13 protein-coding genes are annotated in these 15035 nt (G+C 52.9%); 11 read left to right on the top strand and 2 right to left on the bottom strand.

Annotated features, from left to right (window positions below; genetic code table 11):
- The first annotated feature begins 277 nt into the window (after nt 1-277).
- From clpP to C1N58_RS13020, 7 genes are all read left to right on the top strand, one after another.
- Complete coding sequence (gene clpP, locus C1N58_RS13050) at nt 278-901, top strand: ATP-dependent Clp endopeptidase proteolytic subunit ClpP (RefSeq protein ID WP_006117959.1); 624 nt, start codon at nt 278-280, stop codon at nt 899-901.
- Nucleotides 902-1033: 132 nt separating this feature from the next.
- Complete coding sequence (clpX, locus tag C1N58_RS13045) at nt 1034-2305, top strand: ATP-dependent protease ATP-binding subunit ClpX (RefSeq protein WP_033738665.1); 1272 nt, start codon at nt 1034-1036, stop codon at nt 2303-2305.
- A 186-nt stretch (nt 2306-2491) separates the two neighbouring features.
- Nucleotides 2492-4846: an endopeptidase La gene (lon, locus tag C1N58_RS13040; protein WP_033738666.1), complete on the top strand. Its 2355-nt coding sequence runs from the start codon at nt 2492-2494 to the stop codon at nt 4844-4846.
- A 215-nt stretch (nt 4847-5061) separates the two neighbouring features.
- Nucleotides 5062-5334 (top strand): nucleoid-associated protein HU-beta, encoded by a 273-nt coding sequence (gene hupB, locus C1N58_RS13035; protein WP_006117956.1) that lies wholly within the window; start codon nt 5062-5064, stop codon nt 5332-5334.
- Between the two features lie 250 nt (nt 5335-5584).
- On the top strand, nt 5585-7453 hold the full coding sequence (ppiD, locus tag C1N58_RS13030) for a peptidylprolyl isomerase (RefSeq protein ID WP_262959921.1): 1869 nt from the start codon (nt 5585-5587) through the stop codon (nt 7451-7453).
- A 139-nt stretch (nt 7454-7592) separates the two neighbouring features.
- Nucleotides 7593-7916, top strand: a complete 324-nt coding sequence (locus C1N58_RS13025) for a helix-hairpin-helix domain-containing protein (protein WP_033738667.1) — start codon at nt 7593-7595, stop codon at nt 7914-7916.
- Nucleotides 7917-8011: 95 nt separating this feature from the next.
- Nucleotides 8012-8416: an acyl-CoA thioesterase gene (locus C1N58_RS13020; protein WP_394549834.1), complete on the top strand. Its 405-nt coding sequence runs from the start codon at nt 8012-8014 to the stop codon at nt 8414-8416.
- Between the two features lie 36 nt (nt 8417-8452).
- On the opposite strand, the gene queC is transcribed toward C1N58_RS13020, so the two are convergent.
- Complete coding sequence (gene queC / locus C1N58_RS13015; protein ID WP_006117951.1) at nt 8453-9148, bottom strand: 7-cyano-7-deazaguanine synthase QueC; 696 nt, start codon at nt 9146-9148, stop codon at nt 8453-8455.
- A gap of 108 nt (nt 9149-9256) precedes the next feature.
- Nucleotides 9257-10291, bottom strand: a complete 1035-nt coding sequence (locus C1N58_RS13010; RefSeq protein WP_033738668.1) for a PLP-dependent cysteine synthase family protein — start codon at nt 10289-10291, stop codon at nt 9257-9259.
- 117 nt (nt 10292-10408) lie between these two features.
- On the opposite strand from C1N58_RS13010, the gene C1N58_RS13005 reads away from it, so the two are divergent.
- From C1N58_RS13005 to glnK, 4 genes are all read left to right on the top strand, one after another.
- Entirely contained in the window at nt 10409-10870 is a 462-nt protein-coding gene (locus C1N58_RS13005) for an Lrp/AsnC family transcriptional regulator (protein WP_033738670.1), read from the top strand.
- Nucleotides 10871-10894: 24 nt separating this feature from the next.
- A complete protein-coding gene (locus C1N58_RS13000) occupies nt 10895-12664 on the top strand; it encodes a SmdA family multidrug ABC transporter permease/ATP-binding protein (RefSeq protein WP_394564228.1) in 1770 nt (589 codons plus the stop codon).
- Nucleotides 12657-14432 (top strand): SmdB family multidrug efflux ABC transporter permease/ATP-binding protein, encoded by a 1776-nt coding sequence (locus tag C1N58_RS12995; protein ID WP_394564227.1) that lies wholly within the window; start codon nt 12657-12659, stop codon nt 14430-14432. The genes C1N58_RS13000 and C1N58_RS12995 overlap by 8 nt, the downstream gene beginning before the upstream one ends.
- A 257-nt stretch (nt 14433-14689) precedes the next feature.
- Entirely contained in the window at nt 14690-15028 is a 339-nt protein-coding gene (glnK, locus tag C1N58_RS12990; protein WP_003850469.1) for a P-II family nitrogen regulator, read from the top strand.
- The last annotated feature ends 7 nt before the right edge of the window (nt 15029-15035 follow it).

The following is a 15035-nucleotide window of genomic DNA, read 5'->3' as shown; positions in this document are numbered from 1 at the left end:
GTAATACGCTTTCTGGCAACGGGTCTGTCGCTATTTGATTAATTTTTAGGCGAATTGTTCACGCATCGCTTTTTCCGGGTTAGCGATTGATGAAAAGGTTGTTATGCTTGAAACAACTGAGCACTATCCCAAGATAGAGGGAGTATGCAAAAAACAGTTCGGCTGACTGATTAACCGTCCTGATGTTGTCGGTAAGAGGCAGAGCATAGTTTTTGTTGCTCGTCTTACGTAAAATCGGTACAGAATGTTGCCAATGAAATTTATCCAGGAGACGGTAATGTCATACAGTGGCGATCGTGAGTTTACTGCACCGCACAATGCGTTGGTGCCAATGGTGGTCGAGCAAACCTCGCGCGGCGAGCGTTCATACGACATCTATTCCCGTCTGCTTAAAGAGCGCGTTATCTTCTTAACCGGCCAGGTAGAAGATCACATGGCTAACCTGATTGTGGCCCAGATGCTGTTTCTGGAAGCGGAGAACCCGGAAAAAGATATTTACCTTTATATCAACTCACCGGGTGGCGTCATTACGGCTGGCATGTCAATTTATGACACCATGAAGTTTATCAAGCCTGACGTCAGCACCATTTGTATGGGCCAGGCCTGCTCAATGGGGGCTTTCCTGCTGACAGCCGGGACGAAAGGCAAGCGTTTCTGCCTGCCAAACTCACGCGTGATGATTCACCAACCGCTGGGTGGCTATCAGGGACAGGCGACCGACATTGAGATTCATGCGCGTGAAATTTTGAAAGTGAAGCAGCGCATGAACGAGCTCATGGCGGAACATACCGGTAAGTCACTGGAAGAAATTGAGCGTGACACTGAGCGTGACCGTTTCCTCTCCGCCAGCGAAGCGGTAGAGTATGGATTGGTCGATTCAATCCTGACGCATCGCCAATAAGCCCTAACTTCACCTTGTCTCTGGTCTATAGTTAACAGGACAAGATAATGACGGGTTGAATGAACATCGGCCGTGTACCCACGGCCAGTGCTGTACGGCTGGTACGGCCTGAGAACAAGAAGAGGTTAACTGATGACAGATAAGCGCAAAGACGGTTCAGGAAAGTTGCTGTACTGCTCTTTTTGCGGCAAAAGCCAGCATGAAGTGCGTAAGCTGATTGCCGGGCCGTCAGTGTATATCTGCGATGAGTGCGTTGATCTGTGTAACGACATTATTCGCGAAGAGATTAAAGAGGTTGCCCCGCATCGCGAACGTAGTGCGCTGCCTACGCCGCATGAGATCCGCCATCACCTCGACGATTACGTTATTGGTCAGGAACGGGCCAAAAAAGTCCTGGCCGTGGCGGTGTACAACCACTACAAACGTTTACGCAACGGGGATACCAGCAACGGTATCGAACTGGGCAAAAGTAACATTCTGCTGATCGGTCCGACCGGTAGCGGTAAAACGTTGCTGGCTGAAACCCTGGCCCGTTTACTGGATGTGCCTTTTACCATGGCGGATGCAACCACGCTGACCGAAGCCGGTTATGTGGGGGAAGACGTCGAAAATATCATCCAGAAGCTGCTGCAAAAATGTGACTACGATGTGCAGAAAGCCCAACGTGGTATCGTCTATATCGATGAAATCGATAAAATTTCACGTAAATCAGACAACCCATCGATCACCCGTGACGTATCGGGTGAGGGTGTGCAACAGGCGTTACTGAAGTTGATTGAAGGCACCGTCGCCGCTGTGCCGCCGCAGGGTGGCCGTAAGCATCCGCAGCAGGAGTTTTTGCAGGTCGATACCTCTAAGATTCTGTTTATCTGTGGTGGCGCCTTCGCCGGTCTGGATAAGGTTATCTCGCAGCGCGTTGAAACCGGTTCAGGCATTGGCTTTGGCGCAACGGTGAAAGGTAAATCACAGAAGGCAACAGAAGGCGAGTTACTGGCGCAATGTGAGCCGGAAGATCTGATCAAATTTGGCCTGATCCCAGAATTCATTGGCCGTCTGCCTGTGGTAGCCACGCTCAATGAACTGAGTGAGGAAGCGCTGATTCAGATTCTGCGTGAGCCGAAAAACGCACTCACCAAGCAGTATCAGGCGTTGTTTAACCTGGAAGGCGTTGAGCTGGAGTTCCGTGACGAAGCCCTGACGGCGATTGCTAAAAAGGCGATGTCACGTAAAACCGGTGCGCGCGGTCTGCGTTCTATCGTGGAAGGCGCGCTGCTCGAAACCATGTACGATCTGCCGTCCATGGAAGATGTCGAGAAAGTGGTGATTGATGAGTCGGTGATTGAAGGTCAGTCTGAACCCATGCTGATTTATGGCAAGCACGAAGCTCAGGCTTCTGGCGAATAAATAAACAAATCGTCCACATTGTGCCATCTATAAAGGGGAAAATCTTTCCCCTTTTGCATTTCTCACCGTTGTGACATTGAATGTCTGACAATCATCCCCATATACTCAGACACCTGTGGGTTTGACCGCACACCTGCCTGATGCGGTACCCATCACCTTGCGGACACTAAACTAAGAGAGAGCTCTATGAATCCTGAGCGTTCTGAACGCATTGAAATCCCCGTCCTGCCGTTGCGCGACGTGGTAGTTTATCCGCACATGGTAATTCCGTTGTTTGTTGGCCGGGAAAAATCAATTCGGTGCCTCGAAGCCGCAATGGATCATGATAAAAAGATCATGCTGGTCGCACAGAAAGAGGCTTCAACGGATGAACCTGGCATAAACGATCTTTTTTCAGTGGGTACCATTGCCTCCGTACTGCAGATGTTAAAACTGCCAGACGGAACGGTAAAAGTGCTGGTTGAAGGTTTACAGCGTGCCAATATCACTACGCTGGCTGACAACGGTGACCATTTTGTCGCCCAGGCGGAATATCTGGTCTCTCCGGAGATTGAAGAGCGCGAGCAGGAAGTGCTGGTGCGCACGGCGATCAATCAGTTTGAAGGCTATATCAAACTGAATAAAAAGATCCCGCCTGAGGTCTTAACGTCACTGAACAATATTGATGATGCGGCGCGCCTGGCGGATACGGTGGCGGCGCACATGCCATTAAAACTCGCGGATAAACAGTCAGTGCTGGAGATGTCAGACGTCAATGAACGTCTGGAATATCTGATGGCCATGATGGAATCTGAAATCGATCTGCTGCAGGTTGAGAAACGCATTCGCAATCGCGTCAAAAAGCAGATGGAAAAGAGCCAGCGTGAGTACTACCTGAATGAGCAGATGAAGGCCATTCAGAAAGAGCTGGGCGAGATGGATGATACGCCTGACGAGTACGAAGCGTTAAAACGTAAAATCGATGCGGCCAAAATGCCGCAGGAAGCGCGTGAGAAAGCTGAAGCAGAACTGCAGAAGCTGAAAATGATGTCGCCGATGTCTGCCGAGGCGACCGTGGTGCGCGGCTATATCGACTGGATGGTTCAGGTTCCGTGGAATGCGCGCAGCAAAGTGAAGAAAGATCTGCGCAAAGCCCAGGAAACGCTGGATACCGACCATTATGGCCTGGAACGCGTCAAAGACCGCATCCTTGAGTACCTTGCGGTGCAAAGTCGCGTCAGCAAAATTAAAGGGCCGATTCTGTGTCTGGTGGGACCGCCGGGCGTGGGTAAAACCTCGCTGGGTCAGTCTATTGCGAAAGCAACCGGGCGTAAGTATGTACGCATGGCCCTCGGCGGCGTGCGGGATGAAGCGGAAATTCGCGGTCATCGCCGTACCTATATTGGCTCTATGCCGGGCAAGTTGATTCAGAAGATGGCGAAAGTCGGCGTGAAAAACCCGCTGTTCCTGTTGGATGAAATCGACAAAATGTCGTCGGATATGCGCGGCGATCCGGCCTCAGCGCTGCTGGAAGTACTGGATCCTGAACAGAACATCGCCTTTAACGACCACTATCTGGAAGTCGATTACGATCTGTCTGATGTGATGTTTGTGGCGACGTCGAACTCCATGAACATTCCGGCTCCACTGCTGGATCGTATGGAAGTGATTCGTCTTTCTGGCTATACCGAGGACGAAAAACTCAATATCGCCAAGCAGCATCTCCTGCCGAAGCAGATTGAGCGTAACGCCCTGAAGTCGTCTGAGATCACCGTCGAAGACAGCGCCATCATTGGCATCATTCGTTACTACACGCGTGAAGCCGGTGTGCGTAGCCTGGAACGTGAACTGTCCAAGCTGTGCCGTAAAGCAGTGAAAACGCTGCTCATGGACAAAACCAAAAAGCACATCACCATTAATGGTGAAAACCTGAAGGATTTCCTTGGGGTGCAGCGTTTTGACTATGGCCGCGCCGACAGCGAAAACCGCGTGGGTCAGGTAACAGGTCTGGCCTGGACGGAAGTGGGTGGCGATTTGCTGACCATTGAAACCGCCTGTGTACCGGGTAAAGGCAAGCTGACTTATACCGGTTCGCTGGGCGAAGTCATGCAGGAATCCATTCAGGCCGCGCTGACTGTCGTCCGCGCCCGGGCGGAAAAACTGGGTATCAATGGCGATTTCTATGAAAAACGCGATATCCATGTGCACGTACCGGAAGGCGCGACGCCGAAAGATGGTCCCAGTGCCGGTATTGCCATGTGTACTGCCCTGGTGTCCTGCCTGACCGGTAACCCGGTGCGTTCAAACGTCGCGATGACCGGCGAGATCACCCTGCGTGGTCAGGTCCTGCCTATCGGCGGGCTGAAAGAGAAGCTGCTGGCGGCACACCGCGGTGGTATTAAAGTGGTGCTGATCCCGGACGAAAACAAACGCGATCTGGAAGAAATTCCTCAGAACGTGATTGCCGATCTGGAAATTCATCCGGTCAAACGTATTGAGGAAGTGCTGAACCTGGCACTGGAAAACGCGCCTTACGGTATGCAGGTAGCTACCGCAAAATAGTGATTAATGGCATAAAGCGTTAAAAAGCCGCGCTGGCAACACCAATTGGTGCTTGCCAGCTTTTTTTTGTCCCGCTAATTTAGGTGGCTGCTGAAGCGATGTTATAAGAGGATTACCGTTGTTTCGGCATATAAGGCTTGATATAACTTGCTGCGCGTTCGTGCCCGACAGGAAGCGTGGGTACGATGTGAAATAATAAAGAGGGGATGAATAGAGTGAATAAGTCACAACTGATCGATAAAATTGCTGCCGATGCCGACATTTCTAAAGCAGCAGCAGGACGTGTTTTAGATGCATTTATGGGCTCTGTTTCTGACGCGCTGAAAAGCGGAGATGAAGTGGCGCTGGTAGGTTTCGGCACTTTCTCAGTACGTGAGCGTGCAGCGCGCACCGGCCGTAACCCACAAACCGGTAAAGAGATTACTATCCCGGCAGGTAAAGTACCGGGTTTCCGTGCAGGTAAAGCACTGAAAGACGCTGTCAACTAATGACAACGCCACCACTCAATAACACATTTTCTTGAGTGGATTAGAGGACGGTTAACGCGTTCTCATGTAACATACGGGCACATCAATAAGATGTGCCTTTTTTACATCCGGAGAGGCGGTTTAAGGTTGCGAGACTTGTCTCAACAGGATGCATGCTGCCAGCCAGACTTGCAGCGGAGTAATGCGTCGGGAAGATGGCGTTATTGCGGCAGGGCTTTACATTCACACTACAGCGGAGTGTTGTCATACCATGATGGACAATTTACGCGCGGCGTCGAACCATGTCGTGCTCAAGATTATTTTGGGGTTGATCATTCTCTCCTTTGTGCTGACCGGCGTTGGCAACTATCTGATTGGCGGTAACAACGATTATGCGGCCAAAGTTAATGGCCAGGAGATCAGCCGTGCGCAGTTAGAGCAGGCGTTCAACAACGAGCGCAATCGTCAGCAGCAGATGCTGGGTGATCAGTTCTCGCAGCTTGCAGGCAACGAAGGTTACATGCAGCAGATGCGCCAGCAGGCGCTGTCTCAGCTGATTGACCAGGCATTACTGGATACCTACATAAAAGATCTGCATATTGCCATCAGTGACGATCAGGTCAAACAGGCTATCTTCAGCCAGTCTGCGTTTCAGACCAACGGCAAGTTCGATAATGCTAAATACAATGCGATGATCCGCAATATGGGATTCACGCCGGATCAGTATGCCGAAGCGTTGCGTAAACAACTGGCCACCCAACAGCTGATCAATGCGGTCGCGAATACCGATTTTATGCTGAAAAATGAAACCACTAAGCTGGTGGATTTGGTGGCGCAAAAGCGTGATATTCAGACGGCTACCCTCGATGTGAATGCTCTGGCTGCAAAGCAAACCGTCAATGACGACGAAATCAACCAGTATTATCAGCAGCATAAAAGCAGCTTTATGGCCCCTGAGCAGTTCCGCGTAAGCTATATCAAACTGGATGCCGCCAGCATGCAGGAAAATGCCAGCGATGCGGATATTCAGGCCTGGTACGATCAACATAAAGCGGACTACACGCAGCCCCAGCGCGATCGTTACAGCGTGATTCAGACCAAAACCGAAGCCGATGCCGACGCTATTCTGGCGCAGCTGAAAGGCGGCGCGGATTTCGCGGAACTGGCAAAAACCAAATCCATTGACCCGATCTCTTCCCGTAAAGGCGGCGATATGGGCTGGCTTGAGCCGTCAACAACGCCAGACGAGCTGAAGAATGCGGGACTGAAAGAAAAGGGTCAGCTTTCCGGTGTAATCAAGTCTTCTGTAGGTTTCCTGATTGCCCGTCTTGACGACATCAAGCCTGAGCAGGTTAAACCGCTGGCAGAAGTACGTGATGAGATCGCGGACGCGGTCAAACAGGATAAAGCACAGGCGGAATTCTACAAACTGCAGCAGAAAGTCAGTGAAGCCGCGAGCAATGATAATGAGTCGCTGGCTGGTGCAGAGCAGGCGTCAGGTATGAAAGCCACAGAAACAGGCTGGTTCAGCCGTGACGATGTGCCTAAAGATCTCGACTTTGATGCCGTTAAGCAGGCCATCTTCAATGGTGGGTTAGTGGGACAAAACGGTGCGCCCGGAAATAACTCTGACATCATCAATGTCGATGGCGATCGTGCCTTTGTACTGCGTATCAGTGCGCATAAACCCGAAGCGGTGGAACCCCTCGACAAGGTAAAAGCGCAAATCACCGAGACGATCAAGCATGATAAAGCGACGCAACAGGCAAAAGCCCAGGCTGATAAACTGTTAGCCGAGCTGAAAGCCGGTAAACCGGATGTGCTGAAAGCCGCAGGTCTGACGTTAACCGCCAGCAAAACGGTTGACCGTAACACGCAGGATCCCGTTGCTCAGGCTGCCTTCAACCTGCCAGAGCCAGCGGATAACAAACCGTCATGGGGCGTGGGTGAGGACATGCAAGGCAATGTGGTGCTGATCGCGGTGAATAAGGTTACGACCGGTAGCCTGCCTCAGGCGCAGATTGACGAGATGGTCAAAGGCGTCACGCAAAACAACGCGCAACTGACCTTTGAAGCCTTACTGCAAAACCTGCGTAAAGCGGCCAAAATCAAATACGGTGCCGCTGCTCAAATGCAGTAATCCTCGCAAATTTCAGGTAACAGCTGAAATGACTAAAGGCCGCTTATGCGGCCTTTTCCATTTTAGAACGTTGCCCTTTGAGTCTGTTTAGCGGACATGACACGCTGAGCCTGCTGTTTAACACAAGGAGAAACACAGCATGGCTAAAACCCACTTACATGCCTTTTATCTTTCCCTCGCCCTGTGTGGCGCCCTCGTTCAAACGCCACTGGCAGCGGCGGAAACCCCCAGTGAGACACAGGCTGCACAGGTTTCAATGCCGCATCAGGAGCAGGTCAGTATCAATGAAGCCACGGCGGAGCAACTCTCAGCGGTGATGAATGGCGTTGGTCTGAAAAAGGCGCAATCTATCGTCAGCTATCGTGAAGAATACGGGCCGTTCACGGCGGTAGATCAACTGAAAGACGTGCCTGGCTTTGGTCACGCGCTGGTGGAGCGAAATGCCTCACGGTTAAAATTGTGAAGTGAAGCGCAACTCTGATGCTTAACCTGCTGTCAGGGCGGGACTCTGCTAGAGTGAACAGGTCCAACCAGTCAATAAGCAGCAGGAGAAGGATCATGCAGACCACGATAAAAGTGCGCGGCTACCATCTGGATGTTTACCAGCATGTTAACAATGCGCGTTATCTGGAGTTTTTAGAGGAAGCGCGCTGGCAATGGCTGGAAGAAGCAGAGGCCTTTACCTGGCTGCTTGAGCAAAAACTGGCTTTTGTGGTGGTAAACATCAATATCAATTATCGTCGCCCGGCCGTATTGGGCGACGTACTGGAGGTCAGCAGTGATATTAAGCACCTCAATGGGAAAAGTGGCATCATCACTCAACACATTTTGTTAGCGGGCAGTGAAACGGTGGTCGCGGATGCTGCACTGACGTTTGTGTGCATTGATCTTCGCACGCAAAAAGCCGTTCCGCTCGAAGGAGAACTGCGGCAGCGACTGGAAAGATTAATGAAGCCGGTCTGATTGAGGCGGCGACACGCCATCGTCGCCGCAAAAGTATTATTCCAGACCGGTTTTGGCCTTCATGGCGGCCATAATGCCAGCGCGATCCTGCTGATAGGCCTTCAGGCCATTGGCCCGCAGATGGCAGGCGGCACAGTCGCCGCAACCATCGCCTTTAATGCCGTTGTAGCAGGTGAGGGTGTCTTCGCGGATTAAGGTGAGCTGCTGCCAGTAATCGGCCAGCGCCCAGGTTTCGGCTTTATTAAGCCACATCAGCGGTGTTTCAAAACGAATGTTACGCGCCATGCCCAGGCTGACGGCATGGTTGAGCGCCTTGACAAACTCATCGCGGCAGTCGGGGTAGCCCGAGAAGTCGGTCTCGCAAACGCCTGTGATGACAGCTTCCGCTTCAACCTGATAGGCATAAACTGATGCCAGGGTCAGAAACAGGATATTGCGGCCGGGGACAAAGGTGCTGGGCAGGCCGGTTGCAGTCGGGTCATACGATGGCACCGGGATGCTGTCACGCGTCAGGCTGCTCACCGCCAGCGCATTCAGCATCGTCACATCCAGCACTTTATGAGCACGGGCACCCAGCTTCAGGGCCAGGTCGCGGGCAACGTCAATCTCTTCACGATGACGCTGACCGTAATCAAAGGTCACACAGTGCACTTCATCATAACGTTGCAAAGCCTGAACCAGACAGGTGGTGGAGTCTTGCCCACCGCTAAACACCACAACAGCGCGTTTCATGAGATATCCCAGTTTAAACATTTGCGCTTATGGTAATACCTGAGTGCGCCGCTGAACAGCTGCAGGCGGCGATCACATCAGGTTATATCTGCCTGGCGGGGTGAAATATTATTCCAGTTCGCGCTGCCAGGGCGTGATATCACCAATATGTTGTGCGACCCAGTCAGGCTGGTAGTAAGTGTCAGGATAGCGCTCGCCGCTGTCGCACAGCAGGGTAACCAGTGAACCCTGTTGGTTATTGTCGCGCAGGCGTTTGGCCACCTGCATCATGCCCCAGAAGTTTGTGCCGGTAGACGGGCCCGGTTTACGCCCCAGCAGGGTTTCCAGCTTAAGCATGGCGGCAATCGAGGCTGCATCCGGGACTTTGATCATTTCATCAATAACGTCGGGCATAAACGACGGTTCCACGCGCGGACGTCCAATGCCTTCAATCATGCTGCCGCGCTGACCGGTGAGCAAGGCATCACGGTTTCGCCAGTAGTCGTAAAACACGGAATGCTCCGGATCAACAACCAGCAAACGGGTATCGCATCCCTGATAGCGAATGTAGCGGCCAAGCGTGGCGGAGGTCCCACCGGTTCCCGCACTCATAATCAGCGTATGAGGAACAGGAAAAGGCTCATTCGCCATCTGGCGGAAAATACTCTCGGCAATGTTGTTATTGCCGCGCCAGTCAGTTGCCCGCTCTGCATAGGTGAACTGATCCATGAAGTGGCCATTCAGTTCCCGCGCCAGCCGTTCTGATTCGGCATAAAGCTGACAGGGATCGCTCACAAAATGACACTGTCCACCATAGAACGTGATTTGTTCGATTTTACGTCGGGCCGTACTGGCTGGCATCACGGCGATAAAGGGCAGGCCCAGCAGGCGGGCAAAATACGCCTCTGAGACGGCGGTGCTGCCCGATGACGCTTCAATCACGGGCGTACCCTGTTTGATCCAGCCATTAGCGAGAGCATAAAGAAACAATGACCGCGCCAGACGGTGTTTCAGGCTACCGCTGGGATGCGTACTTTCGTCTTTCAGATAGAACCCGATTCCCGGGAAATCGGGCAATGCAAAGCGGATCAGATGCGTATCCGCAGAGCGTTGAAAGTCAGCATTGATTTCGTTTATCGCGTGGCGTATCCAGCATGAAGACATAAGGGTTATTTCCGACCGGGTGAAAGCCCCCTATTTTAAGGCACGTGCAGGAAAAAGAGCTTGCAGCTTTTGCAGTAAGATCGGCGTAATGGAGAAAAAATTTCTACCGGAGTGCGCATGTTAGATAAAATCGACCTTAAACTGCTGGCGATGCTGCAGCAGGATTGCACAGTTTCGCTCCAGGTACTGGCGGATGCGGTTAACCTCACCACCACGCCCTGCTGGAAGCGCCTGAAAAAGCTGGAAGAAGATGGCTTCATCCGCGCACGCGTTGCCCTACTTGATAATGAAAAACTCGGCCTGTCACTTACCGCCTTTATGTTTGTGAAAACCACCCAGCACAGCAAAGACTGGTATCAGGAATTTGTGTCGGTAGTGCAAAGCATGCCTGAAGTGATGGGCTTCTATCGCATGGCCGGGGAGTATGATTATCTGCTGCGTATTCAGGTTGCCGACATGAAAAGTTATGATGCCTTCTATAAGCGTTTAGTTAATGGTGTAACAGGCCTGATCGATGTGACCTCCAGCTTTGCGATGGAAGAGATCAAATACACTACAGCCCTGCCGGTTGCCCCCTGATTACCTGAGATTGAGAGCTGCCTTGTGCGATTATTCAGCCAGTTAAGTTGGTATTTTATCCGTGAGTGGCGGCGTTATCTGGGCGCCGTCACTTTATTAATCATCATTGCCGTACTGCAACTTCTGCCGCCGTGGGTGATTGGCGTGGTGGTTGACGGCGTAACGCATCACAGCATGAGCGCCAGCCGCATTATGATGTGGATTGGGGTGATGCTGCTGACTGCCGTCGTGGTTTATCTGCTGCGTTATGTCTGGCGCGTGCTGTTGTTTGGCGCGTCCTATCAACTCGCCGTCGAATTACGCGAGGACTTTTACCGTCAGCTCAGCCGACAGCAGCCCGCCTTTTACCTGCGCCATCGCACCGGCGATCTCATTGCCCGTGCCACGAACGATGTGGATCGCGTGGTTTTTGCTGCCGGGGAAGGCGTGCTCACGCTGGTGGATTCGCTGGTGATGGGATGTGTTGTGCTGATTGCCATGAGTACCCAAATCAGCTGGCAGTTAACGCTGATTTCGCTTATTCCAATGCCGTTTATGGCACTGGTAATTCACCGCTATGGCGAGCAACTCCATAACCGTTTCAAACTGGCTCAGGCCGCCTTTTCCAGCCTGAACGATCAAACGCAGGAGAGCCTGACCAGTATCCGTATGATCAAAGCATTTGGACTTGAGCAGCATCAGTCCCAGCAGTTTGCCGATATTGCACGCGATACCGGCGAAAAAAATCTGCGCGTCGCCCGGGTGGATGCGCGTTTCGATCCCACCATCTATATTGCCATTGGTTTTGCCAACCTGCTGGCGATAGGCGGCGGAAGCTGGCTGGTGTGGCACGGAGACATGACGCTGGGCCAGCTCACCAGCTTTGTAATGTATCTTGGCCTGATGATTTGGCCGATGCTGGCGCTGGCATGGATGTTTAACATCGTTGAACGAGGCAGCGCAGCCTGGAGCCGCATCCGCGCATTATTATCCGAAGCGCCAGTGGTGGAAGACGGTGATCACACCTTGCCTGAGCCAGCGGGAACGCTGCAGGTGGCTATCCGCGAATTTCATTATCCCGCCAGTGCCGGTGCGGTATTAAGCAATGTCACGTTCCAGTTAAAACCGGGCGATATGCTGGGGCTGTGTGGCCCGACCGGCAGTGGTAAAACCACGTTACTGAGTCTGATTCAGCGTCATTTCGACATTCAGCAAGGTGATATTCGCTACCATGCCATCCCGCTGCCGTCGCTGCGTCTGGACAGCTGGCGCAGTCGCCTGGCCGTGGTGAGCCAAACTCCGTTCCTGTTCTCGGACAGTGTGGCCCGCAATATTGCGTTGGGTAAGCCCAACGCTACGCAGGACGAGATTGAGCAGGCGGCGAAAATGGCCTGCGTGCACGAGGATATTCTGCGTCTGCCGCAGGGCTATGAAACCGAGGTGGGCGAGCGCGGCGTCATGCTGTCGGGTGGTCAAAAACAACGTATTTCCATCGCCCGTGCCTTGCTGATGAATGCGGAAATTCTGGTGCTTGATGATGCACTCTCGGCGGTTGATGGTCGCACTGAACACGACATCCTGCATAATCTGCGGCAGTGGGGCAAAGGGCGAACGATCATTATCAGTGCGCATCGTTTGTCGGCGCTGACAGAGGCCAGCGAAATTCTGGTGCTGCAAAAAGGCACGGTGGCACAGCGTGGCGATCATGCCGGGCTGGCGAATATGCCTGGCTGGTATCGCGATATGTACCGTTACCAACAGCTGGAAGCGGCACTGGACGACGCTGAGAGGGAAGAAGAGGTGGCACATGGCTAAATCACAACGTATGTGGCCAACGCTCAAACGCCTGCTCAGTTATGGCAGCCCGTGGCGCAAGTCATTGTCTTTGGCCGTGTTGATGCTGTGGATTGCGGCCGCGGCAGAAGTGACCGGTCCGGTTCTGGTGAGCTATTTTATTGATAATCTGGTCGCAAAGCATCAGATGCCGTGGGGCACGGTGGCGGGACTGGTCGTAAGTTTTATCCTGTTGCAGCTTCTGGCTGCCGCTTTGCATTACTGGCAGGCCTTACTGTTTAACCGGGCCGCCATTGGCGTGGTACAGCGCCTGCGCACCGACGCCATGAATGCGGCACTGCGCCAGCCGCTCGGCGCCTTTGATACGCAGCCGGTCGGGCAAATTATTTCCCGGGTCACGAATGATACCGAAGTTGTTCGGGATCTGTACGTCACGGTGGTGGCAACGGTGCTGCGTAGCGCCGCGCTGGTCGGTGCCATGATGGTGGCGATGTTTAGTCTGGACTGGCGCATGGCGCTGGTGGCGATGTTAATTTTCCCGATGGTGCTCATTGTGATGCTGATTTATCAGCGCTACAGCACGCCGATAGCCCGTCGTGTACGCAGCTACCTGGCAGACATTAATAATGGCTTCAATGAAGTCATCAGCGGAATGAGCGTGATACAACAGTTTCGCCAGCAGGCGCGCTTTGGTGAACGCATGCTGGAGGCCAGCCGTTCACATTATCTGGCGCGCATGGAAACGCTCAGGCTGGATGGTTTCCTGCTACGGCCGCTGCTGAGCCTGTTCTCCGCGCTGATACTCTGCGGATTGCTGTTGCTGTTCAGCTTTTCGGTGCCGGGTGTGTTTGAAGTTGGGGTACTTTACGCCTTTATTACCTATCTGGGGCGCCTCAATGAACCGCTGATCGAACTGACCACCCAGCAGTCGATGCTGCAACAGGCGGTCGTGGCGGGCGAACGTATTTTTGAACTCATGGATGCGCCACAGCAGCATTACGGTCATGACGATCGGCCTCTGCAATCGGGACGCATTACGCTGGAGAACCTGAGCTTTGCCTACCGGGACGATCGTGAGGTGCTGAGTAATATTGATCTCGACGTGCCTTCGCGGGGCTTTGTCGCCCTGGTGGGACATACCGGCAGCGGCAAGAGCACACTGGCAAATTTGCTGATGGGCTATTACCCCGCCACGCGCGGCGAGGTGCGCCTGGACGATCGTCCGCTTAACCAGTATTCCCATGAGGCACTGCGTCGCGGTATCGCGATGGTACAGCAGGATCCGGTGGTGCTGGCCGACACGCTGTTAGCGAATGTACGGCTGGGTCGGGATATCAGTGAAGAGGCGGTCTGGTCGATACTTGAACAGGTACAGATGGCCCCGCTGGCGCGCGCCTTGCCTGACGGTATCCATACCCGACTGGGAGAGCAGGGTAATAATCTCTCGGTAGGGCAGAAACAGTTACTGGCCCTGGCTCGGGTGCTGGTGCAACTGCCGCAGATTTTAATACTGGATGAAGCTACCGCGAATATTGACTCCGGCACGGAGCAGGCGATCCAACACACGCTGCGCACCTTACGTCAATATACGACCCTGGTAGTGATTGCTCACCGCCTTTCCACTATCACCGAGGCCGATACGATTCTGGTTTTGCACCGTGGCCGCGTTGTCGAGCAGGGGAATCATCAGCAGCTGCTGGCCTTGCAGGGCCGTTACTGGCAAATGTACCAGCTGCAGCAGGCAGGTGATCGGCTCGAATCGGATGAGGTGCTGACCAGTGCCGGATGATCTGCACCTTTTTTGCGCATTTTTTCCTTGTTGACCCGTTTGGATGCACGTCTTTGTGCTTAACAGCACCAAAAGCGTGCATCCGCTTCGCTTAGCCATCCCATCACTGCGTCCTGCTTATTTATTCTGCGTTTCCTAACCCTGATTCTATCGCAGCCTGGAAAGTGATTGTGCCCATTAATTATATCTGGCACAGGCTTTGCTTAACTCTCTCCGTGTCCATGAGACCGACCTATTTTAATCCTTAAGGAGAGGCTATGAAGCTGGTTACCGTTGTGATTAAGCCGTTCAAGCTGGAAGATGTGCGAGAAGCATTGTCTTCAATTGGTATTCAGGGACTGACCGTCTCCGAAGTTAAAGGTTTTGGGCGTCAGAAAGGACATGCTGAACTCTATCGCGGGGCGGAATACAGCGTAAATTTTCTGCCGAAAGTAAAAATTGATATCGCCATTGCCGATGACCAACTGGACGAAGTAGTGGACGTAATCAGTAAAGCGGCTTACACCGGAAAAATTGGCGACGGCAAGATTTTCGTTGCTGAACTGCAGCGCGTGATTCGCATACGTACCGGCGAAACCGACGAAGCCGCACTGTAAACAAGAC

It is taken from the genome of Pantoea sp. SGAir0180 (genome assembly GCF_043546245.1).
Note: the sequence above shows the minus strand (reverse complement) of the source record. Positions and strands in the feature narration are given on the sequence as shown.